We start from the raw sequence: 23,452 nt of genomic DNA on the forward strand, positions 1-23,452 counted from the left end.
GGCGCGCTTGATTTCGGCGCGCCTCGGCGGCCTTATGTCGATGGCGCGATCTGGAGATGCGGATGTCCGAACAGAAGACCCTGACCCGGGCCGACTTGTGCGAAGCCGTCCACATGGAGGTTGGCCTGTCGCGGCACGAATGCTCCAGCCTGGTTGAACGCACCCTGGAGATGATCGTGGAGTCGCTGGAACGCGGCGAACTGGTCAAGCTGTCCGGCTTTGGCGTGTTCCAGGTGCGCGAAAAGCGCGCCCGCATGGGCCGCAATCCGAAGACGGGCGAACCGGCCGCGATCAATCCCCGCCGCGTCATCAGCTTCCGCGCCTCGCAGATCATGAAGGCTCGTGTCCACGACGCCGGCGCCTGCGATTGATGGCGGCTGCGCCGTCGGGAAAGAGCGCCGCCGCCTTTCGCACCATCTCGGAAGCGGCCGAGGCCGTCGGCGCGCCCCAGCATGTGCTGCGGTTCTGGGAAACGAAGTTCGCCTTCGTTGCGCCCGTCAAACGTGCGGGCGGCCGACGCTTCTATCGTCCCGCCGACATCGAAACGTTGAAGGCGATCCGGCGGCTGCTGCACGACGAAGGCATGACAATCCGGGGCGTAGAGCGGCTTTACCAGGCCGGCGGCCTGAAGCGAATCCTCGGCGAGGAGGCGACCGTCGGCCACGCTCGGGCCAGCATCGATGGGTCTGCGCCGGCGGATGATCTGCAGTCGCTCCTGGCCGAACTCGAGGCGGCGGCGACGCGGCTGAACGCGGTTCTGAAGCGATAGCGAACACGGGCGCGTTTTGCGTTTGCGGCCCGGCTGAGTCGCCTCTATAGGGAGCGCCTTCGGAGCGTGGCGCAGCCTGGTAGCGCACTTGACTGGGGGTCAAGGGGTCGCAGGTTCGAATCCTGTCGCTCCGACCATTTGGATAAAGCCCGCGATTTCGGTCGCGGGCTTTTCTGTTTCGGCCCTAGCCGCGCTCGGCCCATTTCAGCAGCGGGATCAGGGGCAGGCCCCAGGCCGTGCCGCCGATGGCGAAGAACAGGAAGTCCAGCAGCGCCGAGGCGGGAAACAGGCCTCGCAGCGCGATCAGCACCCAGACCCAGAAGGCGAGAAAAGCCAGAACGCCCATCGCCGCCACGAACCGGCGGGCGCGCGCACCCATCAGCGTTTGCTCCGGAACAGGAAAAAGGCGACGAGGCAGAACACCGCCCCGCCCATGGCCCAGGGAACCCACGCCCAACTGTCGGTGATCGCCATGGCGAAGACGCGCACCGCCAGAAACCAGCCGCACACCGCGCCCGTCGCGGACACCAGAGACGTCGCCAGAAGCCCTCGCCGGCCTGTCAGAAAGTCGGCGATGGCCGCCAGCAACAGGGCGCCCACGGCGGCGGTGATGATCTCGGCGTACTCCAAGCCTGTCCTCTCATGGCGCAAGTGCGCCGTTAACTTAAAGCGACTCGATCTCGCCGCTCGAGCGGGGCATACCGCCACGGTCGCATCAACGATGACGGCACCATAGTCGGGTCAGCAGCAGGCGTCGAATGAACCGTTTCGGGTCCTATGATCGCAGTCGCGTCGTGGCCGCGTGGCTGTTCGCCACAGCCGCCATGGTGTTCGTGATGGTGGTGATCGGCGGGGTGACGCGGCTGACGGGATCGGGCCTGTCCATCACGGAATGGAAGCCGATCATGGGTGCGATCCCGCCGCTGAACACAGCCGACTGGCTGGAGGCCTTCAACAAGTACAAGCAGATTCCGCAGTACGCGCAGGTCAACGTCGGCATGAGCCTGGCCGAGTTCCAGGGCATCTTCTGGTGGGAGTGGCTTCACCGGCTGGTGGGGCGCGCGATCGGCCTGGTGTTCGGCCTGCCGCTGGTGGCGTTTCTGCTGTTCCGGTTCGCGTCGCCGCGCTCGCGCCTGCGTCGCTGGGCCATGCCGGACCGGCTCATCTGGCGCTGCGTGCTGCTGCTGGCGCTGGGCGGGCTGCAGGGACTGATCGGCTGGTGGATGGTGTCCAGCGGCCTGTCCGAGCGGGTCAGTGTGGCGCCGGAGCGGCTGGCGGTGCACTTGGGCCTCGCATTTGTCCTGTTCGCCGCCCTGATCTGGACGGGGCTGGAGGCCTGGTTCGGAGAGGACCATGGCCGTCCACCCGCCGGCTGGGCCAGGGGCGCGGGCCTGCTGTTCGGCCTTGTCTTCCTGCAATGCCTGCTGGGAGCTCTGGTTGCGGGCGGCAAGGCCGGGCTGGTCTATACCGATTGGCCGCTGATGAACGGGCAGGTGCTGCCGCCGGCGGATTGGAGCCTGGGCGTCGGCGCCTTTCTGCACGATCAGGCGCTGACGCAGTTCAACCATCGGCTCGGCGCCTATGCTCTGCTGATCGTCGCCTCGATCTACGCTTTTCAGGCCTGGCGCTGGCGCGTCGCCGAAGGGATGGGGGCAGGGGCCTTCACCGTCGCCGGCGCGGTGTGGCTGCAGGCGGTCTTGGGCGTGGTCACCCTGATTCATGCCGTGCCGTTGTCCTTGGGCGCGCTGCACCAGGCGGGCGCGGCCTTGGTCCTGGCGGCCGTGACCGCGAACCTGTGGATCGTGTTGCGCTCTCAGCCGCGCATTTTCATGAGCGGACCTCGCGCGGTAGGTCGCTAAAGCAAGGTATTTTGATACCGCATGCATTTTCCTATGCGATAACAACGCGATAGAACAAGGCGGGTCTCCCGCGCTGCATTGACGTGGATGGGCGCCTCCTGTATCAGCGCGCCTTCCTTCGGTTCCCCAGCGGAGCCGGACCCGATTTCGTCTTCCAGGAACCACCTCATGCTGAAGAGCACCACGGCTTCGTTGAAGCCGGCCGAGGTCGAGAAGAAGTGGATCCACATCGACGCCGAAGGCGTCGTGGTGGGCCGCCTCGCGACCTTTATCGCCAACCGCCTGCGCGGCAAGCACCGCGGCGACTACACCCCGCACGTCGATTGCGGCGACTATGTCGTCGTGACCAATGTCGACAAGGTGGTGTTCACCGGCAAGAAGTCGACCGACAAGGTCTACTATCGCCACACCGGCCACCCGGGCGGCGTCAAGGAAACCACCCCGGCCAAGGTGCTGGGCGGTCGTTTCCCCGAGCGCGTGCTTGAAAAGGCCGTGGAGCGCATGCTGCCCAAGGAAAGCCCGCTGGCCCGCAAGCAGATGACGCACCTGCGCCTGTTCGCCGGCTCCGCGCACAGCCATGAAGCCCAACAGCCGGAAACCGTCGACTTCAAGTCGATGTCGGCCAAGAACGTCCGGAGCGCCTGAGCATGACTGACGCGACGCAAACGACCGCCCCCCAATCCTCGCAAGGCTTTGACGCCCTGCGCGGCCTGACCGCCTCGACCGAGGCCGAAGCGCCGGTTCACGTCCAGAAGCTGGACTCGCTGGGCCGCGCCTATTCGACCGGCAAGCGCAAGAACGCCATCGCCCGCGTGTGGGTGAAGCCGGGCACCGGCAAGATCACCATCAACGGCAAGGACCAGGAGCAGTATTTCGCTCGCCCCGTGCTGCGCATGATGATCGCCCAGCCGCTGACCGTCTCGGATCGCGCCACCCAGTATGACGTGATCTGCACCGTCGAAGGTTCGGGCCTGTCCGGCCAGGCCGGCGCCATCCGCCACGGCCTGTCGCACGCGCTGACGCACTACGAGCCGGAACTGCGCAAGGTCCTGAAGCCGCACGGCTTCCTGACCCGCGACAGCCGCGTCGTCGAGCGCAAGAAGTACGGCCGCGCCAAGGCTCGCCGCAGCTTCCAGTTCTCGAAGCGCTAAGTCGGTCGCAACCGCGACTGGAAAACACAAAGGCGCTTCGGGCAAAACCCGGAGCGCCTTTTTTCTGTCCGCAGACGCAGCCAAGGCGGAAGCCATGACCCACAAAATCTTCATCGACGGCGAAGCCGGGACCACAGGGCTGGAAATCCGCGAGCGGCTCGAGGCGCGCGGCGATCTGGAGCTGATCCTGCTGGGCGACCGCCGTCGCGATCTGGAGGCGCGGCGCGAGGCGCTGAACGCCGCCGATGCGGTGATCCTGTGTCTGCCGGACGACGCGGCGCGAGAAGCGGTTGGCCTGATCGACAATCCGGCCGTGCGGGTGATCGACGCCTCGACGGCCTATCGGGTGGCGCCCGGCTGGACCTACGGCTTTCCCGAGATGGACGCCGGGCAACGCGACGCCATCGCCGACGCCACGCGTGTGTCGAACCCCGGCTGCTATCCGACTGGCTTCATCGGCCTGATGCGGCCGCTGGTGCAGGCGGGGATCGTGCCGGCGGATCGGCCGATCAGCGTCAACGCCGTGTCCGGCTATTCCGGCGGCGGCAAGGGCATGATCGCCGAGTTCGAGACGGGCGAGGGCGCGCCGTCCTTTCGCGCCTATGGCCTGTCGCTGCAGCACAAGCATGTGCCCGAGATGACGCGCCATTCCGGCCTGACCATGCCGGTGCTGTTCGCGCCGGCGGTGGGCGCCTATCGCCAGGGCATGCTGGTTGAGATTCCTCTGCATCTTTCCAGCCTGCCGGAAACGCCTTCGGTGGAGCGCATCCACGGCGCTCTCGTCGAACACTATGATGGGGCGCGCTTCGTCGAGGTGGCTGACCTGGACGAGACAGAGGCGATGACGGGCATTGAACCGCAGGGATTGAACGGGACGAACCGCATGCGGCTGCATGTGTTCGGCGATCGGGGCGGCGAACAGGTCAGGCTGGTCGCGCTGCTGGATAATCTCGGCAAGGGGGCGTCCGGCGCGGCCGTTCAGAATCTGAACCTGATGCTGGGCCTGGACGAGGCGACAGGCCTCGTCTGACCGTGCAACCCTGTGACGTCGGCGAACGTAGCTGAGGTCATGAGCCACACAGAACTTCCCGGACTGCATCGTCGCGCGCTGCTGGCGGGCGCAGGCGCGATCAGCCTGACGGCCTGCGGATCGGGCGCGACCGAAGCCGATGCTTCGGAACAACGCTTCAGCGGCTCGGCGGTCCGGCGCTTATCGGACGGAGAGTGGCGGCGCAGGTTGGGCGATGCGTCCTGGCGCGTGCTGCGTCACGAAGGCACCGAGCGCGCCTTCACCAGCCCGCTGAACAACGAACACCGCCATGGGGTCTTCGTCTGTCGCGGTTGCGATCTGCCGCTGTTCCAGTCGGCTTGGAAGTTCGAATCCGGCACCGGCTGGCCCAGCTTCTACGATGTGATAGCCAGCAACATCGGCAAGAAGCGCGACTTGGCGCTGGGCATGCCGCGCATCGAATACCACTGCGCCCGTTGCCTGGGGCATCAAGGGCATGTGTTCAACGACGGGCCCCGCCCGACGGGGCTACGCTACTGCAACAACGGCGTCGCGCTGAAGTTCACGCCGGCCTGAGCGATCAGTCGCCCTTGCGCGCCTTCAGCGCCGAATCGATCGTAAGGCCGAACAGCAGGGCGACGATGATGACCAGCAGACCATAGTCGCGGCCGGGCGCGAACACCGGCACGGCCGCCGCGGCGATGGCGAAGATCGGAAACAGACCCGCCCACACCGCGGTCGCCGGCGCGTCCCGCCGGATCAGCGGCTTGGCGTCCCGGTGCATCATGCGCGAAACCGGCCCGTTGGCGACCACGAACACCAGCGCGCAGATCGCCGCCAAAAGCCCGTATTTCAGCTGCGCGCCCGGAACGCCGTAAAGACCGGCCGTCATGACCAGCAGAATCAGGGCGACGCCGGTGCTGACGGCCAGCAGCAGATTGGGATCGAAACGGTTCAAGCTCTGTGCATCCGAATGTTGGCGCGGTCTGTGCGCCTGCGCCGACCGTTTGGGACAGCCTACTCTTCCGATGGATGGCGAGGCTAGTGCGGCCAACGGTCCGGGCGTGACGCGGGCTTCCGCCGGTTCAGGCGATGGCCTATGTCCTGATCGATCATGAGCGCGCATTCGACGAAGACCATTCTTGTCGCGGTCGCAGGTCTGGCGACCTGCGGCTGCACCACGGCGCTGGACCGGAGCCAGGTGGTGGCAAGTCCGATGTCCGAGCGCGTCGAGGCTCTGGTCGCCGCGAACCGTTCCTATCCTCGATGGGCGGACTTCCCGACGGCGCCGGTCGACCTGCTGACGCCCCAGGCCGTCGCCGCGCGTGTCGGCGATCTGCGCGGCTCCAGCTTGCGTCTGACGGACGAGACGTCGCGGATCGACTGGACGCTGAGCGATCCTGAGGCTCTGGCCGCCGAGACTCGCCAGGCCGTGGGCGCCGTGCCCGTGTCGCCCGACACGGTGCGCACCGAGGCCGAGGTCGAGGCTTTCGCCCGCCGGCTGCGCGAGCGCGCCAAGGCGCCGCCGCCGATCGATCGCCAGCCTTGAGGCCGCCGAACCATGGCTGACGGATCCGGCCTAGGCAGCCGCCCGGCCTTCCTGGGCGTCGAGCGGTCCCTTTCCGGTCGCGCCTGGCGACAGCGGGCGGCGGACGCCTCGCTGGTGCGTCATCACATGCAGGCGCTGGGTCTGGACGAACCGCTGGCGCGCGCCATGGCCTCCCGCGAGGTCGGGGCCGAAGAAGGCGCGCACTATCTGAAGCCTACGCTTCGCGCCCTGTTCCCCGATCCATCGTGCTTCGCCGATATGGATGCGGGGGCGGCGGCCATTGTCGATGCCGTGAAGCGCAAGGCCAGCATCCATGTGTTCGCCGACTACGACGTCGACGGCGCGGCCAGCGCCGCGCTTCTGATCCGCTGGTTCAGGGCTGTGGGCGTCGAGGCGCCGATTTATGTGCCGGATCGCTTGACCGAGGGCTATGGCCCCAGCGCGCGCGCCTTCGACACGCTGAAGGCCTCCGGCGCCGAACTGGTGATCACCGTCGACTGTGGCGCGGCGGCGAACGAGGCGCTGGCGCATGCCGCCGCCATTGGCCTGCCGGTGGTGGTCGTCGATCACCACCTGATGCGCGCCGAGCCGCCGAAGGCGCTCGCCGTGGTCAACCCCAATCGTCCGGACTGCGGATCGGGACAGGGCGTGCTGGCTGCCGCCGGGGTCGTTTTCGTGCTGCTGGCGGCCTTGAATCGGGAGGGTCGCAAGCAGGGCCTGTTCGCGGAACGCGCCGAGCCGGACATCCGCCAATGGATGGATCTGGCGGCGCTGGGCGCCATTTGCGACGTGACGCGCCTGTCCGGCTTCAATCGCGCCCTGACGGGTCTGGGCCTGAAGGTGATGAGCGACTGGAGCAATCCAGGCTTGCGCGCCCTGCTGGGCGCAGCGGGCGTGGAGCCCGGCGCGGCCAAGGCCAGCCATGCGGGCTTTATCCTGGGACCCAGAATCAATGCGGGCGGTCGCATCGGCCGTTCGGACCTGGGCGCGCGGCTGCTGTCCACCGACGACGCCGCCGAGGCCGCCCGGCTGGCTGCAGAACTGGACGCCCTGAATGTCGAGCGCCGCGAGGTCGAGCGCGAGGTGACCGAAACCGCCATTCGGCGCGTCGAGGCGACAGGCGCCAACGCGGATGATTCGCCGGCCGTAGTCGTGGCCGGCGACGACTGGCATCCGGGCGTGGTCGGCATCGTCGCCGGTCGCCTGCGCGAACGCTGGCGCAAGCCCGTGATCGTGATCGGCGTCGATCCGGTGACGGGCGTCGGCAAAGGATCGGGCCGCTCGCAGCCGGGCATGAACCTCGGCCGGGCGATCCAGGCCGCGTGGGAGGAGGGCGTGCTGATCGCCGGCGGCGGTCACGCCATGGCTGCGGGCCTGACCATGCACCGCGAGCGCCTGGGCGATCTCACGGCCTTTCTCCACGAGAGGCTTGTGGGCGAGCGCGCCGACGCCCTGGCCGAAGACGTGCTGGAGATCGACGCCCTGATCGAACCCGGCGGCGCCAGCCGGGCCTTGTTCGAGATGTTCGAGCAGCTCGCGCCCTTTGGCCCCGGCAACCCCGAACCCGTCTTCGCGCTCAGCGGCGTGCAGGCGCGCGAGCCGATGCAGATGAACGGCGGCCATGTTCGTTGTCGCCTCGTGGCGCCCGATGGCGGCAGCCTGCGAGCGGTCGCCTGGCGGTGCGCCGATCTGCCTCATGGGCGTGCGCTGCTGTCGGGGCAGGGCGGTCTGAACGTGGTCGGACGACTGAAGGCGGACGACTGGAACGGCCGTCGCGGCGTGCAGTTCGAGATCGAGGATGTCGCCGATCCGCGCATGGCGTAGCGCCAAGCTTGGCCTTACGGCGTTCGTTCATTTTCCTCATTTTTGTTGCTTGCACAGCCGAAAAGGCCCGGCTATATCGCCGGCTCTCCCGCGCAGCGGTCCCTTCGTCTATCGGTTAGGACGTCAGGTTTTCAACCTGAAAAGAGGGGTTCGATTCCCCTAGGGACTGCCAGCGCGGGAGCCTTTCCCCAGACATTGCCAATCTGCCCTCAGCGGCCTTCGCACGCCGCCAGCGGACAACCTTGGTATTTGGTCTTTCCAAATTCTCGCGGAACAGTGTTAAGCATGTCGCCGGAGTGAGGATGCAGGCGGGGGCCTGAGAAGTGTCAGATTATCTGGACGGAGAGGACGCGACCGTGGAGCGCGTCCGCGTCAGCGGTCGCGTGAAGTGGTTCGATGTCGGCAAGGGCTACGGCTTCATCGTGCCGGACGACCCGACAGCGACGGGCGGCAGAGACGTGTTGCTGCATGTCACCAGCCTGCGCGACAAGGGCTGGGAGGCGGCGCAGGAGGGGGCGCCGATCACCTGCGATTGCGCCAAACGGCCCAAGGGATGGCAGGCGGTGGACATCCACCTGCTGGGCGAGGGCGAGAAGACGGCGATCACATCCCGACGAACCGATGACGCCGCCATTTTTTCGACGCTTGTCGACGGCGCCTTGGAACCCGCCGTGGTCAAATGGTTCAACCGCACCAAGGGCTATGGATTCGTGGTGCGCGACGGGGCGCCCGGCGACATCTTTGTTCACATCGAAACCCTGCGTCGCTGCGGTTTCGACGAACTGATCCCCGGTGATTCCGTCGGCGTTCGGTTCGCACAGGGTCCCAAGGGCCTTGTGGTCGCCGAGATTCGCGCGGACATCTGACGTCAGGCGCAGATGACGAGGATTGACCATGGTTCGCGGTCTGAGATCGATGGCGGCGGCCGCTCTGCTGGTCCTCGCGGCGTGCGGATCCGCGCCGCCCGTCGACGCCGATGGGCAGGCGCTTGAGCCGCTGACGATCGTCACGGCGTCCGGCCGTCACGCCTTCATGGTCGAGATCGCCGACGACGAGCCCGAGCGAGAGCGGGGACTGATGTACCGCGAACCGCTGCCGGCCGATCGGGGGATGCTGTTCCAGTGGCCGGGAGAGCCGGCTCGCGAGCAGGGCTTCTGGATGCGCAACACGCCGAGTTCGTTGGACATCCTCTACCTGTCGCCGGACGGGCGGATCGTCTCCATCGCGCCGCACGCCACGCCGATGTCCGAAAGCACCATTCCTTCCAATGGTCCGGCGAACGGCGTGCTGGAACTGCGCGCCGGCCGCGCTCAGGAGATCGGCGCGCGCGCAGGCGACCGTATCGAACATCCGTATTTCAAACAGTGATCCGCTGAGGGTCGATCCGCGTTGCGGAGCCGGCCGGCGCGTGGCAAGAGGGCGTCGCGCCGGTCCGGGGTGTAGCGCAGCCTGGTAGCGCATCTGGTTTGGGACCAGAGGGTCGCAGGTTCGAATCCTGCCGCCCCGACCGGCGCGGGAACCATCGGCCGCCACAGAGATCCCGCAATGCTCGCCCGCATCTATCGTCCCGCCAAGACCGCCATGCAGTCGGGCCGGGGCAAGAGCCTGTCCTGGCGGCTGGAGTTCGAGCCTGCGGCCGCCCGCACCATCGATCCGCTGATGGGCTGGACCAGCTCGGGTGACATGAACGGGCAGGTGCGTCTGACCTTTGACACCCAGGAAGAGGCGGTCGCCTACGCCGAGCGCCACGGCATCCCCTTCCGCCTGCATGCGCCCAACGAACAGCCGGTGATCATCAAGGCCTACGCCGACAACTTCGCCGCCACTCGCAAGCAGCCCTGGACCCACTGAGGGTTCGGCCGGCCTTTAAGCGCGGCGAAACACTGTTCGTCCATTCTGTCTCCAACGGAGCGATGATCGGTCCGGGAGGCTTCGATGACGAAGTTGCCGTTTACCATGCCCGCGCCGCAGAGGCGGTCCTCTGATCGCTACCGAGACTGGCTGGCCTTTGGCCTCACCTTTGGCGGCGTGTTCCTGATGTTCATGCTGGCGGTGGAGTTCGCGCCCTTGTTTCTCGGCAGCTGAAACGCCGACGAACGGAGCCGGCAAGCGTCTTGCGATCTGGCGCGCACGGCCTTATCCCGCAGCAGCGCTCAGGCCCCACGCGCCCTTAGCTCAACCGGATAGAGCACCCGCCTTCTAAGCGGACGGTTGCAGGTTCGAGTCCTGCAGGGCGCGCCAGCTTGTGGGGCGTTAGTCGGCCGCGCGGGCAAGAGCCTGTTCTATGTCGGCGATGAGGTCGGCCGGGTCTTCCAGGCCGATGTGAAGGCGGATCAGGGCGCCTTGCAGCATCGGCGGGTGCTGGCGGAAGGCGAGTTGAGGACTTTCGAACGTCGCCAGACTCTCAAATCCACCCCAGGAATAGCCGAGGCCGAACAGCGTCAGCGCGTCGAGCAGCCGCTCGGCGAAGGCGGCGTCTTCTTTCAGCACAACACCCATCAACGAGGCCGCGCCTGTGAAGTCGCGCCGCCAAACCGCGTGCGAGGGCGAGCCCGGCAGCGGCGGGTAGAGCACCGTCGTCACCTCTGGTCGCTGCTGCAGCCATTCGGCGACTGTGAGGGCGGAGCGGGCTTGTTCCGCATAGCGCAGCGGCAAGGTGCGCAGCCCCCTCAGCGCCAGCCAGGCATCGTCCGGCGAGACGTGCCAGCCCATGTCCTCGATCACATCCGCCAAGGCGTTCGCAATCGTCGGATCGCGTGTGACGATCGACCCCATCAGCACGTCCGAATGGCCGGACGCGTATTTGGTGAGGGCTTGCAGGCTGACATCGACGCCGTGTTCCAGCGCGCGAAACGCGAGGCCGGCGGCCCAGGTGTTGTCCAGGATGCTGATCACGCCACGGTCGCGGCAGGCATGGGCCAGGGCGGGCGCGTCCGCCATTTCAAAGGTCAGAGACGCCGGTGACTCCATCAGCAGGACGCGCGTCCGGGACGACAGCATCCCGACAATCGTCTCCGTCGAGGCGTCGGCCGGGTGGAATCGGCTCGTGACGCCTCGCGCCCCGAGATAGCGGGTGATGAAGCGGCGGCTGGGACCATAGATGGCGTCGGACGCCACCACCTCATCGCCGGGACGCAGCAGGGCGAGCAGGGGGATCGTCACCGCCGCCAGCCCCGACGGCGCCAGGAAGGCGTGATCGGCGCCTTCAAGATCCGCAAGCGCCGCCTTCAGCGCCGATGCCGCGCTTAGTCCATCCAGTCCGTAGATCGGACCAGAGGTCGGATCGAGCATCGAGCCCAGCGAATCGCTGAGCATCGTCGAGGCGCGCTCAAGCGGCGGGTTCACCGGACGACGCCCCTTCCCGCGCCGGGTCGCCGATGAAATCAGACGGGTGCGGTCCGAAAGCGGGGGCATGAAGGCTGTCCTGCGGTTGCGATGCGGCGCCAAAGGCCTCTAAACCGGGGCGGGGCGCAAGCGGCGGAGGCTATAACTCTATGCGCATGGCGGCGCTTGCGGTCATCCTGACCGTTCTAACAACGGCGGCTGGCTGTGAGCGGCAGGGCGTGCCCGAAGCCACCGAGCCGCTCCTCGCGACCGAGATCGGTGCGCCCGTCGCGAGCGAACGCCCGACCAGCCGTGTCCTGGCGGCGGTGAAGCGGCGGGGGCGTCTGAACTGCGGCGTGCACCCCGGGCTGGTCGGCTTCGCCTATACCGACAATCGAGGCCAGTGGCGGGGCTTCGACGTCGACTTCTGCCGGGCCATGGCGGCGGCCATCTTCGATGATCCAGACGCCGTCCGCTTCGTGCCGGTGACGACGGAGCAGCGGTTCGAGGCCCTAAAGGACGGGCGGATCGACGTGCTGTGGCGCAACTCCTCCTGGACGCTGACGCGCGAGGCGGGGCAGGGCGTCGTCTTCGCCGGCGTCAACTATTACGACGGGCAGGGATTCCTGGTGCGCCGGGCGCTGAACCTGAACAGCGCCGCCGAGCTGAACGGCGCGCGTATCTGCGTGCAGGGCGGCTCCACCTCCCAGCAGAACGCCGACGACTTCTTTCGCCTGAACGGGGTCGAGTATCGCGCCGTTGTCCTGCCCAGCGAAGAGGCGGCGCGCGACGCCTATGGGCGGGAGGACTGCGACGCCTTCAGCGGCGACATCTCGGCTCTGGCCGCAGCGCGGACCGTTCTGCCCAATCCCAACAGCCATGTGATCCTGTCCGACGTGGTGTCGAAGGAGCCGCTGGGACCTGCCGTCGCCTCCGGCGACGAGCGGTGGGCCTCCCTGGTGCGGTGGACGCTGAACGCCTTGATCCTGGCCGAAGAGCTCGGCGTCACCGCCGCCACCGTTCAGGACCAGACGGAGCAGGCGCGCGATCCGCGAATCCGGCGCTTGCTGGGGCTGGATGCGGATTTCGGCGCCATGCTGGACCTGGACAGGCGCTGGGCCGCACAGGCCATCGCCGCCACCGGCAACTACGGCGAGATCTTCGAGCGCAATCTCGGATCGCAATCGGCCCTCGACCTGGAGCGCGGCTTGAACGCACAATGGAACGCTCAACCGGCGGGCCTGATCTACGGCCTGCCGATTCGCTGACGCCGCCTCGCGCCTGATCTTGAGGGACTCATGACGGAAACCAAGACGCGCGGCCTCGCCCTGCACTGGCTGATGCTTATCGGCTTTGTCGTGGGACTTGGCCTGGGCCTGATCGTCAACCTGGGCGTCGGCGGCGACGCGCCCTGGGTCGTGTGGCTGACGTCCAACGTCACCGGCCCTATCGGCCAGATCTTCCTGCGTCTGCTGTTCATGATGGTGATCCCGCTGCTGTTCTCGGCGCTCGTCATCGGGGTTGCGGAAATGGGCGATCTGGCGTCGCTGGGTCGGACCGGCCTCAAGACCCTGCTGCTGACCGTCCTGATCTCCGGCATCGCGGTGGCGATCGGCCTGGGCATGGTCAACGTCTTCCAGCCCGGGCGCGGAGTCGATCCGGCCCTGGCGCAGGCCTTGCTGGATCAGGGCCGGGCCGGCGCGGCCAACATCGTCGAGAATGCACCCACCAGCATCTCGCTTGGCGACTTCTTCCTGGACCTGGTGCCGTCCAACGTCTTCACGGCCGCCGCCGAGAACGCGATCCTGCCGGTGATGGTGTTCGCCCTGTTCTTCGGCATCGGTCTGGTCATGGCCAAGAGCCCGGCGACCGACCGCCTGCAGGAGGTGATCCAGGGCCTGTTCGAAGTCACGATGAAGCTGATCAACCTGTTCATCAAACTGGCGCCGCTGGCCATCGCCTGCCTGATGTTCAACCTGACGGCGCTGTTCGGACTGGAGCTCCTGGCGCGCCTTGCGGCCTTTGTCGGCGTGGCGGTGGGCGCCATGGCGATCCACATGTTCGTGGTTTATCCGCTCGCGGTCTGGCTGCTGGGCGGCATATCGCCGACGAGCTTCTTCCGGGGCGTGCGCGAGCCGATGATCGTGGCCTTCTCCACCGCCTCTTCAAACGCCTCGCTGACATTCTCCCTGCGTGCGGCGGAAGAGCAGCTCAGGCTGCCGCGCAAGATCGCCCGCTTCGTCCTGACTGTGGGCGCGACGGCCAACCAGAACGGTACGGCGCTGTTCGAAGGCGTCACGGTCCTGTTCCTGGCGCAGTTCTTCAATATCGAGCTGACCTTGACCCAGCAGATCGTGGTCATGCTGGTGTGCATCCTGGGCGGCGTGGGCACAGCAGGCGTGCCGGCGGGATCGCTGCCGGTCGTGGCGATGATCCTGGTCATGGTCGGGGTGCCGGCCGAAGGCATCGGCCTGATCCTGGGCGTGGACCGTTTCCTGGACATGTGCCGCACCACGCTGAACGTCACCGGCGACCTCGCGCTGGCCACCATCGTGTCTCGCGGCGAGAAGGACGATGCGGCGGACATTGCCGCGTCCGAAGCGGGCGACTTGCCGGGCGCCGGACGGCGCGGCCTGGTTCACGACATCGCGGCGGGTTGATCTCAGCCCGTCGCGACCGGCAGATCTCCGCGCCCGCCCCATTCGGCCCAGGAGCCGTCGTAAAGGCGAGAGGACATCCCCAACTCGGCCAGTCCCAGCGTCAGGATCGCGGCGGTGACGCCGGAGCCGCAACTGGTGATCGCCGGCCGATCGAGATCGACGCCGCTGCGCTCGAAAGCTCTACGCAGATCGGCGCCGCGCTTCAGGGTTCCGTCCGGTTGCAGCAGGTCGCCGTAAGGCAGGTTGATCGCTCCCGGCATGTGGCCGGCGCGCAGGCCAGGCCGCGGCTCGGGCGCGTCGCCCCGGAAGCGGGGTCCAGCCCGAGCGTCGATAACCTTGGCTTCGCCCGCAAGCGCATTGCGTACTTCGGTCCAGCCCACGACCGCATCGGAATTCACCTGCGGATGGAAGGTCGCCTCGGAAACTGGAGAGAGGCGGCCGCCTTCCAGCGCCCGACCTTCCCGCCGCCACTTCGGCAATCCCCCGTCCAGCACGCGCACATTCTTGGCGCCCATCATCCGAAACAGCCACCAGACCCGCGCCGCCGAAAACAGGCCCCCGCTGTCGTAGACGATGATGCGGTCATCTTCGCTCACGCCCAGGGCGCCGACGGCATGGGCGAAGACGTCGGCGGACGGGGCCATGTGGGGCAGGGGGCTGGAGGTGTCCGATATGGCCTCCAGGTCGAAGAACACAGCGCCCGGCAACCGCTCTCGTGCGTGATCGGCGCGCGTGTCGTGGCCGTCCAGCCGCCAGCTGGCGTCCACCAGCCGCGATCGCGGATCATCAAGCGTGGCGGCGAGTTCTTCGGTGGAGATCAGCGGAGAAGCGTCCATGCCCCAGCCTAGCACGACGGGCGCCCTGCGGCTGGTGCTTGGTGATCAACTGTCGGACAGCCTCAGCGCCCTGCGAGACTTGGACGCGGATCGCGACGTGGTGCTGATGGCCGAGGTGCGCGACGAGGCGACCTATGTCCGGCATCACAAGCAGAAGATCGCGCTGGTCTTTTCCGCCATGCGCCACTTCGCGGCGAGGCTGGAGGCGAGGGGCGTCACGGTGCGTTACATCCGCATCGACGACCGGGACAACAGCGGCTCCATCGTCGGAGAGCTCGAGCGGGCGTTGTCGGATCAACCCATCGATCGGGTGATCCTGACCGAGTGCGGCGAGTGGCGGCTGGCGCAGGCTCTCGCGGGCTTTGCAGCGGCCTCCGTCGCGTCCGTGGAGATCCGAGAGGACGACCGCTTCATCTGCTCGCATGCGCGGTTCCGACGCTGGGCGGCCGGCAAGGGCGAGCTGACGATGGAGTTCTTTTATCGCGAAATGCGGCGCGAGACGGGGCTGCTGATGCATCAGGCGCAGCCAGCGGGCGACCGCTGGAACTTCGATGCCGAGAACCGCGGCCCGCTGACGGGCGGCGTCCAGCCGCCGGATCGCCTTCGCATCACGCCCGATGCGATCACCCGACAAGCGATCGAGGACGTGGAACGCCACTTCGGCGACCACTTCGGCGACCTTGATCAATTCGGCTGGCCGGTGACGCGAGCGGAAGCGTTAAAGGTGCTGGACGACTTCGTCGCCCGCATCCTGCCTGGCTTCGGGCGCTGGCAGGACGACATGGCGACGGGCGAGCCCTGGATGTGGCACGCGCTGATCTCGACCTCCCTGAACCTCGGCCTGCTGGAGCCGCTGGAGGTCTGCCGCGCGGCGGAGGTCGAGCATCAAGCGGGCCGCGCGCCTCTGAACGCCGTGGAGGGCTTCATCCGCCAGATCCTCGGCTGGCGCGAGTTCGTGCGCGGAATCTACTGGCTCAAGGTTCCGGAGTATCGGCTCCGCAACGCGCTGGACGCCGATCGCGTGCTGCCGTGGTTCTACTGGTCGGGCGAGACGGATATGGCCTGTGTCGCGGACGTGGTCGCCGGCACGCGGGCTCACGCCTACGCCCACCACATCCAGCGCCTGATGATCACCGGCAACCTCGCGCTGCTGCTGGGTGTGCATCCGGACGAGGTCGATGACTGGTATATGGTCGTCTACGCCGACGCCTATGAGTGGGTGGAGATGCCGAACACGCGCGGCATGGCCCTGTTCGCCGATGGCGGGATCATGGGGACCAAGCCCTATGCGGCGTCCGGCGCCTACATCAACCGGATGAGCGATTACTGCGGCGGCTGTCGCTATGACGTGAAGGCGAAATCCGGCGCGGGCGCCTGTCCGTTCAACCGGCTTTACTGGGGGTTCCTGGAGCGCAATCGAGCGCGGCTACGCGACAACCGCCGGCTGGCCATGCCTTACCGCACCCTGGACCGGCAGAGCGAAGACCAACGACGCGCGCATGTCGAAGAGGCCGAGGCGTGCAGAATGGACCTCGGGGCCCTGCCGCGCCCCGCCTAGTCTTCGACGTCCGCCTTGGGCAGGCTCTGCAGTGCAGCCAGGGCGCGGGCGCGGGCCTGCGCATGATCCACGATCGGGCGGGGGTAGGTGGCGCCCAGGCGAACGCCGGCATGGGACAGCGCCTCGGCCGCCGCGGTCCACGGCGCGTGCAGCCACCGGTCCGGCAGCCTGGCGAGTTCCGGCAGCCAGCGGCGGACATATCGCCCCTCCGCGTCGAACTTCTGACCTTGCGCCACCGGATTGTAGATGCGGAAAAACGGCGTCGCGTCCGGTCCTGATCCGGCGACCCACTGCCAGTTGATCAGGTTGTTGGCGCGGTCTGCGTCGATCAGCGTGTCCCAAAACCAGCGTTCGCCCTCGCGCCAGTCGATCAAGAGGTGCTTGACCAGAAAAGAGGCCGTGACCATCCGCACGCGGTTGTGCATCCAGCCGGTCGTCCAGAGCTGGCGCATGCCTGCATCCACCATCGGATAGCCGGTTCGGCCCATTTTCCAGGCGGCCAGTGCGTCCGGATCGTCACGCCAGGGCATGGCGTCATAGGCCGGGCGAAAGGCGCGATCCTCGATGGAGGGAAAGTGGTGCAGCAAATGCGCCGAGAAGTCCCGCCACGCCAATTCCGAGGCGAACTTCTCCGCCGCCTCGACAGGCGCCTTGCCTGCGCGCGAGGCCTGTTCAACCGTGTCGAGGACGCGCCAGGGGGCAAGCTCGCCCCAGTGCAGGCGAGGCGACAGGCGGCTGCTGGCGGAACCCGACGGCCGATCGCGGCCGTGGTGATAGTCGGCGAACGCATTGGCCCCCCATTGACTGAGACCGGCCTGCGCGCTCGCTTCGCCAGGCGCCCAGTCAAAGCCGGAGGACCAGTCCGGCCCGGACGGATGTAGGCGCCAGGCGTCTATGTCATCGCTCCGGACGCTGGCGTTGGCGAACTCAGCCGGGACGGGCGAGGGCGGATGCGCCTCGCGCATCGACATCAAGGCGCGTCGGTATGGCGTGAACACCTTGTAGGGGCCGCCTGCCCCCGTCCGAACGGCGTCAGGCTCCGCCAGCAAGGCGCCGTTGAAGCTTTGAACCGAGACGCCGGCGCTGGTCAGGGCGTGGGCGATGTCCCGGTCCCTTGCGCGAGCGTCCGGTTCGTACAGGCGGTTGAAGACCATCGCCTCCGCGCCGGTGTCCTCGACCAGCCGATGCAGTTCCGCCTCGGCGTCGCCTCGGCGCAGGATCAGTCGGCCGCCGCGGCCCGCTATGTCGGCCGACAACGCCCGCAGCGACTTGTCCAGCCACCATCGGGACGCGGCCCCGATGGGTCTGCTCTCCAGATGGTCGTCCAGGATGTAGACGGGGGTGATGGGCCTTCCCGAGACCCGCGCCGCCTCAAGCGCTGGATTGTCGGCCAGCCGCAGGTCGCGGCGAAACCACATCAGGATCGGGCGTTCAGTCATGCGAGCGGGTGGTCCATGCTATTGCGATCGGAGACGTTTCGCGCCACCTGATCGCCGCAGGCGCGCACTAAGCGTCGCCCTTATAGCGCCGAAGCCACAGAAAGCCCCAGCCGTGAGCCAGCCAAACGCCGTCATCACCCTGTCTGAAGGCGTGCAGCGCCCGGTCGTGATCGGGGGCGGCGCCCGGATCGCCTTTATCGCCGGCCCGTGCCAGATGGAGAGCCGCCAGCACGCGCTGGAGACCGCGCACGCGCTGAAGGAGATCGGTGAGCGGCTGGATGTCGGCATCATCTACAAGACCAGCTTTGACAAGGCGAACCGCACCTCCGCCACGGCCGCGCGCGGCATCGGCCTGGCCGACGCCCTGCCGATCTTCGCCGAGATCAAAGCGGTCACGGGCCTGCCGACGCTGACCGACGTCCACTCCGAAGCGCAGTGCGCGCCGGTGGCTGAAGCCGTGGACGTGCTGCAGATCCCGGCCTTCCTGTCGCGCCAGACCGACCTGCTGCTGGCCGCCGCCGCGACGGGTCGGGCGATCAACATCAAGAAGGGCCAGTTCCTGGCGCCCTGGGACATGAAGAACGTCATCGCCAAGGTGGTCGGCGCGGGCAATCCGAACGTCATGGCCTGCGAGCGGGGCGCGAGCTTCGGCTACAACACCCTGGTCAGCGACATGCGGGCATTGCCGGTGCTGCGCGAGATCGGCTGCCCCGTGGTGTTCGACGCGACCCACAGCGTGCAGCAGCCGGGCGGGCAGGGGACCTCCTCGGGCGGCCAGCGCGAGTTCGTGCCGGTGCTGGCGCGCGCGGCGGTGTCGGTCGGCGTGGACGCCGTCTTTATCGAGACCCATCCGGACCCTGATCACGCGCCGTCGGACGGCCCCAACATGGTGCCGCTGGCTCAATTCGAGGCTCTGGCGCGTCAGTTGATCGCCTTTGACGACCTGGCGCGCGAAGTCGGCGCCAAGGCGCCGCAGCCGCGGGCCGCCTGATCCGGTGCAGCGGCCTCGGCTGACAATCGGACAGTGGGTCGGGTACGTCGGACTGGCTCTGGTGGTGCTGTTCACCGTTCTGGTGGCGGTGTTTGGCGGGGCTGTCGTGCGATCCAGCCTGAACCCGCGCGTCCCGTTCCAGACCTATGAGCCGCCCCCCGCGCCGGACTATGCGCAAGCGGGCGCGTGGGCCATGCGCGACGTGCGCGATCGCGGCGCCGGGCCGGCGTCGGTGTTCTTTGTGCACTCCACCACCTACGACGGCGGCGAGGGATGGAACGGCGCGACGGACGACGAACAGGCGCTGGCCTATCTCAGGCGGGTCGTGCTGCCGAACTACGCGGCGCCCTTCGCGCGCGCGGGCGACGTCAGCGCGCCTCTCTATCGCCAGGCCAGCCTTTACGCGCGTCTGACGCCGCGTGACGACGCGCGCGAAGCTCGCCGCTTCGCCTATGGCGATGTCGAGCGGGCGTTCGACGCCTGGCTGGCGCGGCATCCTGACGGCCCCATCATCCTGGCGGGGGTGGAGCAGGGCGGCGAACTCGTCGATCGCCTGCTGCGCGAACGCGTCGCGCCGGACGCCGCCCTGCGCCGCCGGCTGGCGGCCGCCTATCTGATCGATACGCTTGTCGCCGTCGACGGACTGCCGAAGGACGTGCCGGCGTGCCAGCGGCGGGATCAGGCCGGCTGTGTGGTCGGCTGGGCGCAGGTTGCCGAAGACGACGATGCGGCGGCGCGCCGGCGGCTGGAAAGCGCGCTCGTGTTCGACGCCCGCGGCCAACTGGTGGAACGCGCCGACCGCGCGACGCTCTGCGTCAATCCGGTGACCGGCTCGACCGACACAGCTCCTGTCCCGAGCCGTCTGCATCACGGCGCCACCAACGCCACAGGTTTGGAATGGGAGGCCCGCCCCGCCCTGATCGCTCGCGCCGTCCCTACGCAGTGCCGTGACGGTCTGCTGCGGTTCGAGCGGCCGAGCCAGGAATCGTTCCGGACGGGGGGAAACTGGGCCGATCGCAGAAAGACGCCGCCGTACAGCCTGTTCTACGGCGATCTGGAGCTGGACGCCCAGGCCCGGGTCGGCGCCTGGCTGGATCGTAACGCCGGCTAGACGTCCAGGTCCTCGACGGCGAAGCGGGCGTTCTCCTGGATGAACTGGAAGCGCGCCTCGGCCCGCTTGCCCATCAACCGTTCGACCAGATCCTCGATGCTGCTCTCCGCGTCCGGCACGGTGATGCGAGCCAGGGTCCGCTTCTTCGGATCCATGGTGGTCTCCTTCAGCTGAGAGGCCATCATCTCGCCGAGACCCTTGAACCGGCCGATCTCGACCTTCTTGCCCTTGAAGACGGTCTTCAGCAGTTCCTCGCGGTGCGCGTCGTCCCGCGCGTATTCGCTCAAAGGCCCCGCACTGATGCGGTATAGCGGCGGCAGGGCCATAAAGACCTTACCCTGGCGAATGGTCTCGGGCATGACGCGATAGAAGAAGGTGATCAGCAGCGCCGCGATGTGCGCGCCATCCACGTCGGCGTCCGTCATGATCACGATCCGCTCATAGCGCAGATCGTCGATGTTGAAGCGCGCGCCGGGCTGCACGCCCATGGCCAGCGCCAGATCCGACAGCTCCACATTCTGACGCAGCTTGTCCACCGTGGCCGAGGCGACGTTCAGGATCTTGCCTCTCAGCGGCAGGATGGCCTGGGTCGTGCGGTCGCGCGCCTGCTTGGCCGAGCCGCCGGCCGAGTCGCCTTCGACGATGAACAGCTCGGTGCCTTCCGCCGCCTGGCGGCTGCAGTCGGACAGCTTGCCCGGCAGGCGCAGCTTGCGGGTGGCCGCCGCACGCTGAACTTCCTTGTCCTTGCGCCGGCGCAGACGGTCCTCGGCCCGGTCGATGACGAAGCCGAGCAGGGCGTTCGCCTGCTTGGGACTCTCGGTCAGCCAGTGGTCCAGCGGATCGCGCAACAGCTGCTCGACAATGCGGGCGCCCTCGGGCGAGGACAGGCGGTCCTTGGTCTGACCCTGGAACTCCGGATTGCGGATAAAGACGCTGATCAGGGCGCCGGCGTTGGCGATCACGTCCTCGGCCGTGATGACCTCGGCCCGCTTCTCCTTGATCAGCTCGCCATAGGCCTTGAGCCCTTTGACCAGGGCGGCGCGGAAGCCGGCCTCGTGCGTGCCGCCATCCGGCGTCGAGACGGTGTTGCAGTAGGAGCTGACGAAGCCGTCGGCCTCGCCGAAGCCGATCGGCGACCAGGTCACCGCCCATTCCACAGCGCCAGCCTCGCCCTTGCGCTCGACCCGCCCGGCGAAGGTGGGCGTCACCGTCTCCAGCTCTCCGATCCTGTCGGCCAAGGCGTCGGAAAGCCCGCCCGGGAAGTGCAGCAGGGCCTGCGCCGGCGTCTGGTCCGTGATCCGCTCGGGCGCGCAGGACCACTTGATCTCGACGCCGCGGAACAGATAGGCCTTGGACCGCGCCATGCGGAACAGGCGCGCGGGCTTGAACGCCGCGCCGACGCCGAAAATCTCTTCGTCCGGCTTGAAGCGGATCAGGGTGCCGCGCTTCTTGGACGGCTGGACCTGCTGGATGGGCGCCAGCACATGGCCGCGGCTGAACGCCTGCTTCCACTCGAATCCGTCGCGCCAGACCGTGACGTCCAGGTGCTCGCTCAGCGCATTGACGACGGACACGCCCACGCCGTGCAAACCGCCCGAAGTTTCATAGGCCTTGCCGGAGAACTTGCCGCCCGAGTGGAGCACGGTCATCACCACCTCCAGCGCCGATTTGCCGGGGTGCTTGGGATGCGGATCGACCGGGATGCCGCGCCCGTCGTCGCGCACCGACAGATAGCCGTCCACGTCCAGGTCGACCGTGATCAGCTTGGCGTGACGGGCGACCGCTTCGTCCATGGCGTTGTCCAGCACCTCGGCGAACAGGTGGTGCAGGGCGCGTTCGTCCGTGCCGCCGATGTACATGCCGGGACGCTTGCGCACAGGCTCCAGCCCCTCCAGCACCTCGATGGACGAGGCGGAGTAGGCGGCGGCGGCTCCAGCCGTGGCGGGCGCGGTCGATGCAGGCGCGACCACGGGCGCGAGCACCGGCGCGGCCTTCGCCTTTACCGGCTCGGGCGGCTTCGCGGGTTCAGGCGCGGGATCAAAGGAGGCGAACAGGTCGTCGGCGGGCTGGGCCATTCACATAGTCTGAGGCGATTCGGAGCCGGTTCCCGTAGGCCTCCGAAGGCCTGCGAGCAAGCGCCGTGCTTTCCTGTGCATCGTCGAAGATCACCGCGCGCGCCAGGATCGCCAGCACCAGCGTCCACGGCAGGCTGGCGTGGTTCAGCAGGACGCTCTCCGACAGGCTCAGCAGCAGAAAGACCGCCAGATAGGCGCCGCTCCAATAGCCCTCGCGCGCGCCCATGCCGCAGATGCGAAAGACGACCAGCCCGACAGCCACGGCGATCACCACGCCCACAGCCACGGCGCCGGGCCAGCCCAGTTGCACCAGCAGGTCGATCCAGCCGTTATGCGCCGATGGCACCGGCCAGGACGTCTCTTGTCGCACAAAGGCGGCAGGCACGGAGTCCCGCCCCCAGAAGGCGCTGAAGCCGTAGCCGGTCCAGGGCCGCTCGGCCACGCGCCGCATCAGGCTTTCCCAGATCAGGGTGCGCCCGGTCAGCGACGGATCCTTGCCCAGAGCTGTCAGCACGGCGGCCGAATCGACGAACCAGAGCCAGGCCGCGCCGCCCGCCAACAGCACGCCTCCCCACAGCCCCGCCACGGTCATCACGGCCCCTCCGCGCCGCAAGCTCCAGACGCCGCCGATGAAGCCGGCGCCAAGCAGCAGACACAGCAGGGACGTCTTGGATTGACTGGCCAGAACCAGCAGCGAGCACAGACCGAAAGTGGCAAGCGCCGTCCACGGACGACGATCTCCGACGGCGAGACAGGCCGCAGCCGATGCGGCGCCGACCACCATGACCAGGCCCATCTGGTTCTTTTCGTACCAGAGCCCGCGCCACATTCCGGCGTTGTCGGCCTGGTGGACGCCGATCTGCGGGTAGGCGAAGACCATGATCAGGCTGCCGACGGCCATGACGAGGCAGGTGTGCATCAGCAGACGGGGCAGGGCGGCGCCCCGGAACGCCGCGCCGAGATAGAGGGCGAAGACGGCGTTGATGGCCATGGCGATGACCCGACGCTGGGTCACCTCCGGGTCGATCGACCAGTATTTGGAAGCAAAGGCGAGAACCAGCAGCACGCCCGCCATCAGCCATGCGGGCCAGGCCTTGATGATCCGCTCGAACCGGAATGCGGCCAGACCCGCCGTCAGCGCATAGACCGGCAGCCAAGTCAGCCGGAGGATCGGCGTCTCCGACTGGTCCGGCGCGAGCACCGGCGCCAGCAGCGCGCCGGTCAACATGAAGAGGACAAAGCCCGCGGCCAGCCGCTCCCAGATAGGCGGCTCGGCGATCCCGACAGATCGCGATGA

Annotated in this window: 26 protein-coding genes and 4 tRNA genes; 22 read left to right on the forward strand and 8 right to left on the reverse strand. The window is 67.8% G+C overall.

Going from position 1 to position 23,452, the window contains the following annotated elements:
• Positions 1-62 precede the first annotated feature (62 nt).
• The 3 genes from KY493_RS05720 to KY493_RS05730 all read left to right on the forward strand — a co-directional run bounded on the left by KY493_RS05720 (position 63) and on the right by KY493_RS05730 (position 906).
• On the forward strand, positions 63-371 hold the full coding sequence (locus KY493_RS05720; protein ID WP_219898007.1) for an integration host factor subunit alpha: 309 nt from the start codon (positions 63-65) through the stop codon (positions 369-371).
• The gene (locus KY493_RS05725; protein WP_219898008.1) at positions 371-769 is read left to right on the forward strand and encodes a MerR family transcriptional regulator; all 399 of its coding nucleotides are present in this window, start codon (positions 371-373) and stop codon (positions 767-769) included. The genes KY493_RS05720 and KY493_RS05725 overlap by 1 nt, the downstream gene beginning before the upstream one ends.
• Before the next feature lie 60 nt (positions 770-829).
• Positions 830-906 (forward strand) — tRNA-Pro (locus KY493_RS05730).
• 47 nt (positions 907-953) lie between these two features.
• On the opposite strand, the gene KY493_RS05735 is transcribed toward KY493_RS05730, so the two are convergent.
• Positions 954-1,148, reverse strand: coding sequence for a DUF2842 domain-containing protein (locus tag KY493_RS05735; RefSeq protein WP_219898009.1), 195 nt, complete (start codon positions 1,146-1,148; stop codon positions 954-956).
• A complete protein-coding gene (locus KY493_RS05740) occupies positions 1,148-1,399 on the reverse strand; it encodes a transglycosylase (RefSeq protein WP_219898010.1) in 252 nt (83 codons plus the stop codon). Before KY493_RS05740 ends, KY493_RS05735 begins: the two co-directional genes overlap by 1 nt.
• 128 nt (positions 1,400-1,527) lie before the next feature.
• Here KY493_RS05740 and KY493_RS05745 point away from each other — a divergent pair, with 128 nt between their 5' ends.
• From KY493_RS05745 to msrB, 5 genes are all read left to right on the forward strand, one after another.
• The gene (locus tag KY493_RS05745; protein ID WP_219898011.1) at positions 1,528-2,628 is read left to right on the forward strand and encodes a COX15/CtaA family protein; all 1,101 of its coding nucleotides are present in this window, start codon (positions 1,528-1,530) and stop codon (positions 2,626-2,628) included.
• Positions 2,629-2,799: 171 nt separating this feature from the next.
• A complete protein-coding gene (gene rplM / locus KY493_RS05750; protein ID WP_219898362.1) occupies positions 2,800-3,273 on the forward strand; it encodes a 50S ribosomal protein L13 in 474 nt (157 codons plus the stop codon).
• Positions 3,274-3,275: 2 nt separating this feature from the next.
• Complete coding sequence (gene rpsI / locus KY493_RS05755) at positions 3,276-3,779, forward strand: 30S ribosomal protein S9 (RefSeq protein WP_219898012.1); 504 nt, start codon at positions 3,276-3,278, stop codon at positions 3,777-3,779.
• Positions 3,780-3,873: 94 nt separating this feature from the next.
• Positions 3,874-4,809, forward strand: coding sequence for an N-acetyl-gamma-glutamyl-phosphate reductase (gene argC, locus KY493_RS05760; protein WP_219898013.1), 936 nt, complete (start codon positions 3,874-3,876; stop codon positions 4,807-4,809).
• A 39-nt stretch (positions 4,810-4,848) separates the two neighbouring features.
• Entirely contained in the window at positions 4,849-5,364 is a 516-nt protein-coding gene (gene msrB / locus KY493_RS05765) for a peptide-methionine (R)-S-oxide reductase MsrB (RefSeq protein WP_219898014.1), read from the forward strand.
• A 4-nt stretch (positions 5,365-5,368) separates the two neighbouring features.
• Here the strand turns inward: msrB and KY493_RS05770 are convergent, their stop codons facing one another.
• A complete protein-coding gene (locus tag KY493_RS05770; protein ID WP_219898015.1) occupies positions 5,369-5,746 on the reverse strand; it encodes a hypothetical protein in 378 nt (125 codons plus the stop codon).
• A gap of 156 nt (positions 5,747-5,902) precedes the next feature.
• Here KY493_RS05770 and KY493_RS05775 point away from each other — a divergent pair, with 156 nt between their 5' ends.
• From KY493_RS05775 to KY493_RS05815, 9 genes are all read left to right on the forward strand, one after another.
• The gene (locus KY493_RS05775; RefSeq protein WP_219898016.1) at positions 5,903-6,337 is read left to right on the forward strand and encodes a hypothetical protein; all 435 of its coding nucleotides are present in this window, start codon (positions 5,903-5,905) and stop codon (positions 6,335-6,337) included.
• Between the two features lie 12 nt (positions 6,338-6,349).
• On the forward strand, positions 6,350-8,161 hold the full coding sequence (gene recJ, locus KY493_RS05780) for a single-stranded-DNA-specific exonuclease RecJ (protein ID WP_219898017.1): 1,812 nt from the start codon (positions 6,350-6,352) through the stop codon (positions 8,159-8,161).
• Positions 8,162-8,258: 97 nt separating this feature from the next.
• A tRNA-Glu gene (locus KY493_RS05785) sits at positions 8,259-8,333 on the forward strand.
• Between the two features lie 151 nt (positions 8,334-8,484).
• Positions 8,485-9,027 (forward strand): cold-shock protein, encoded by a 543-nt coding sequence (locus KY493_RS05790; protein WP_219898018.1) that lies wholly within the window; start codon positions 8,485-8,487, stop codon positions 9,025-9,027.
• Between the two features lie 49 nt (positions 9,028-9,076).
• Positions 9,077-9,529 (forward strand): DUF192 domain-containing protein, encoded by a 453-nt coding sequence (locus tag KY493_RS05795; protein ID WP_219898019.1) that lies wholly within the window; start codon positions 9,077-9,079, stop codon positions 9,527-9,529.
• 65 nt (positions 9,530-9,594) lie between these two features.
• Positions 9,595-9,668 (forward strand) — tRNA-Pro (locus tag KY493_RS05800).
• Between the two features lie 38 nt (positions 9,669-9,706).
• Positions 9,707-10,012: an ETC complex I subunit gene (locus KY493_RS05805; RefSeq protein WP_219898020.1), complete on the forward strand. Its 306-nt coding sequence runs from the start codon at positions 9,707-9,709 to the stop codon at positions 10,010-10,012.
• Positions 10,013-10,096: 84 nt separating this feature from the next.
• On the forward strand, positions 10,097-10,246 hold the full coding sequence (locus KY493_RS05810) for a hypothetical protein (protein WP_219898021.1): 150 nt from the start codon (positions 10,097-10,099) through the stop codon (positions 10,244-10,246).
• Positions 10,247-10,325: 79 nt separating this feature from the next.
• Positions 10,326-10,402: transfer RNA gene (locus KY493_RS05815), tRNA-Arg, on the forward strand.
• Positions 10,403-10,414: 12 nt separating this feature from the next.
• Here KY493_RS05815 and metC read toward each other — a convergent pair.
• Entirely contained in the window at positions 10,415-11,575 is a 1,161-nt protein-coding gene (metC, locus tag KY493_RS05820; RefSeq protein ID WP_219898022.1) for a cystathionine beta-lyase, read from the reverse strand.
• A gap of 86 nt (positions 11,576-11,661) precedes the next feature.
• Between metC and KY493_RS05825 the strand changes: the two genes are divergently transcribed.
• Positions 11,662-12,753 (forward strand): amino acid ABC transporter substrate-binding protein, encoded by a 1,092-nt coding sequence (locus tag KY493_RS05825; RefSeq protein ID WP_255568059.1) that lies wholly within the window; start codon positions 11,662-11,664, stop codon positions 12,751-12,753.
• A gap of 30 nt (positions 12,754-12,783) precedes the next feature.
• A complete protein-coding gene (locus KY493_RS05830) occupies positions 12,784-14,145 on the forward strand; it encodes a dicarboxylate/amino acid:cation symporter (protein ID WP_219898024.1) in 1,362 nt (453 codons plus the stop codon).
• A gap of 2 nt (positions 14,146-14,147) precedes the next feature.
• Here the strand turns inward: KY493_RS05830 and sseA are convergent, their stop codons facing one another.
• Entirely contained in the window at positions 14,148-14,981 is an 834-nt protein-coding gene (gene sseA, locus KY493_RS05835) for a 3-mercaptopyruvate sulfurtransferase (protein ID WP_219898025.1), read from the reverse strand.
• Between sseA and KY493_RS05840 the strand changes: the two genes are divergently transcribed.
• Positions 14,980-16,539, forward strand: a complete 1,560-nt coding sequence (locus KY493_RS05840) for a cryptochrome/photolyase family protein (RefSeq protein WP_219898026.1) — start codon at positions 14,980-14,982, stop codon at positions 16,537-16,539. The genes sseA and KY493_RS05840 overlap by 2 nt on opposite strands.
• Here the strand turns inward: KY493_RS05840 and KY493_RS05845 are convergent.
• Complete coding sequence (locus tag KY493_RS05845) at positions 16,536-17,978, reverse strand: deoxyribodipyrimidine photo-lyase (protein WP_219898027.1); 1,443 nt, start codon at positions 17,976-17,978, stop codon at positions 16,536-16,538. The two genes, KY493_RS05840 and KY493_RS05845, sit on opposite strands and share 4 nt — an antisense overlap.
• 82 nt (positions 17,979-18,060) lie before the next feature.
• Here KY493_RS05845 and kdsA point away from each other — a divergent pair, with 82 nt between their 5' ends.
• A complete protein-coding gene (gene kdsA / locus KY493_RS05850) occupies positions 18,061-18,969 on the forward strand; it encodes a 3-deoxy-8-phosphooctulonate synthase (RefSeq protein ID WP_370627372.1) in 909 nt (302 codons plus the stop codon).
• A gap of 4 nt (positions 18,970-18,973) precedes the next feature.
• Complete coding sequence (locus KY493_RS05855) at positions 18,974-20,080, forward strand: DUF3089 domain-containing protein (RefSeq protein ID WP_219898028.1); 1,107 nt, start codon at positions 18,974-18,976, stop codon at positions 20,078-20,080.
• Here the strand turns inward: KY493_RS05855 and parE are convergent.
• Positions 20,077-22,155 carry a DNA topoisomerase IV subunit B gene (gene parE / locus KY493_RS05860; protein WP_219898029.1) on the reverse strand — a complete coding sequence of 693 codons (2,079 nt, stop codon included), beginning with the start codon at positions 22,153-22,155 and terminating at the stop codon, positions 20,077-20,079. The two genes, KY493_RS05855 and parE, sit on opposite strands and share 4 nt — an antisense overlap.
• A complete protein-coding gene (locus KY493_RS05865) occupies positions 22,118-23,383 on the reverse strand; it encodes an O-antigen ligase (RefSeq protein WP_255568062.1) in 1,266 nt (421 codons plus the stop codon). The genes parE and KY493_RS05865 overlap by 38 nt, the downstream gene beginning before the upstream one ends.
• Positions 23,384-23,452 lie beyond the last annotated feature (69 nt).

The organism is Brevundimonas sp. PAMC22021, assembly GCF_019443405.1.
In the GTDB taxonomy this organism is placed as follows: Bacteria; Pseudomonadota; Alphaproteobacteria; order Caulobacterales; family Caulobacteraceae; genus Brevundimonas.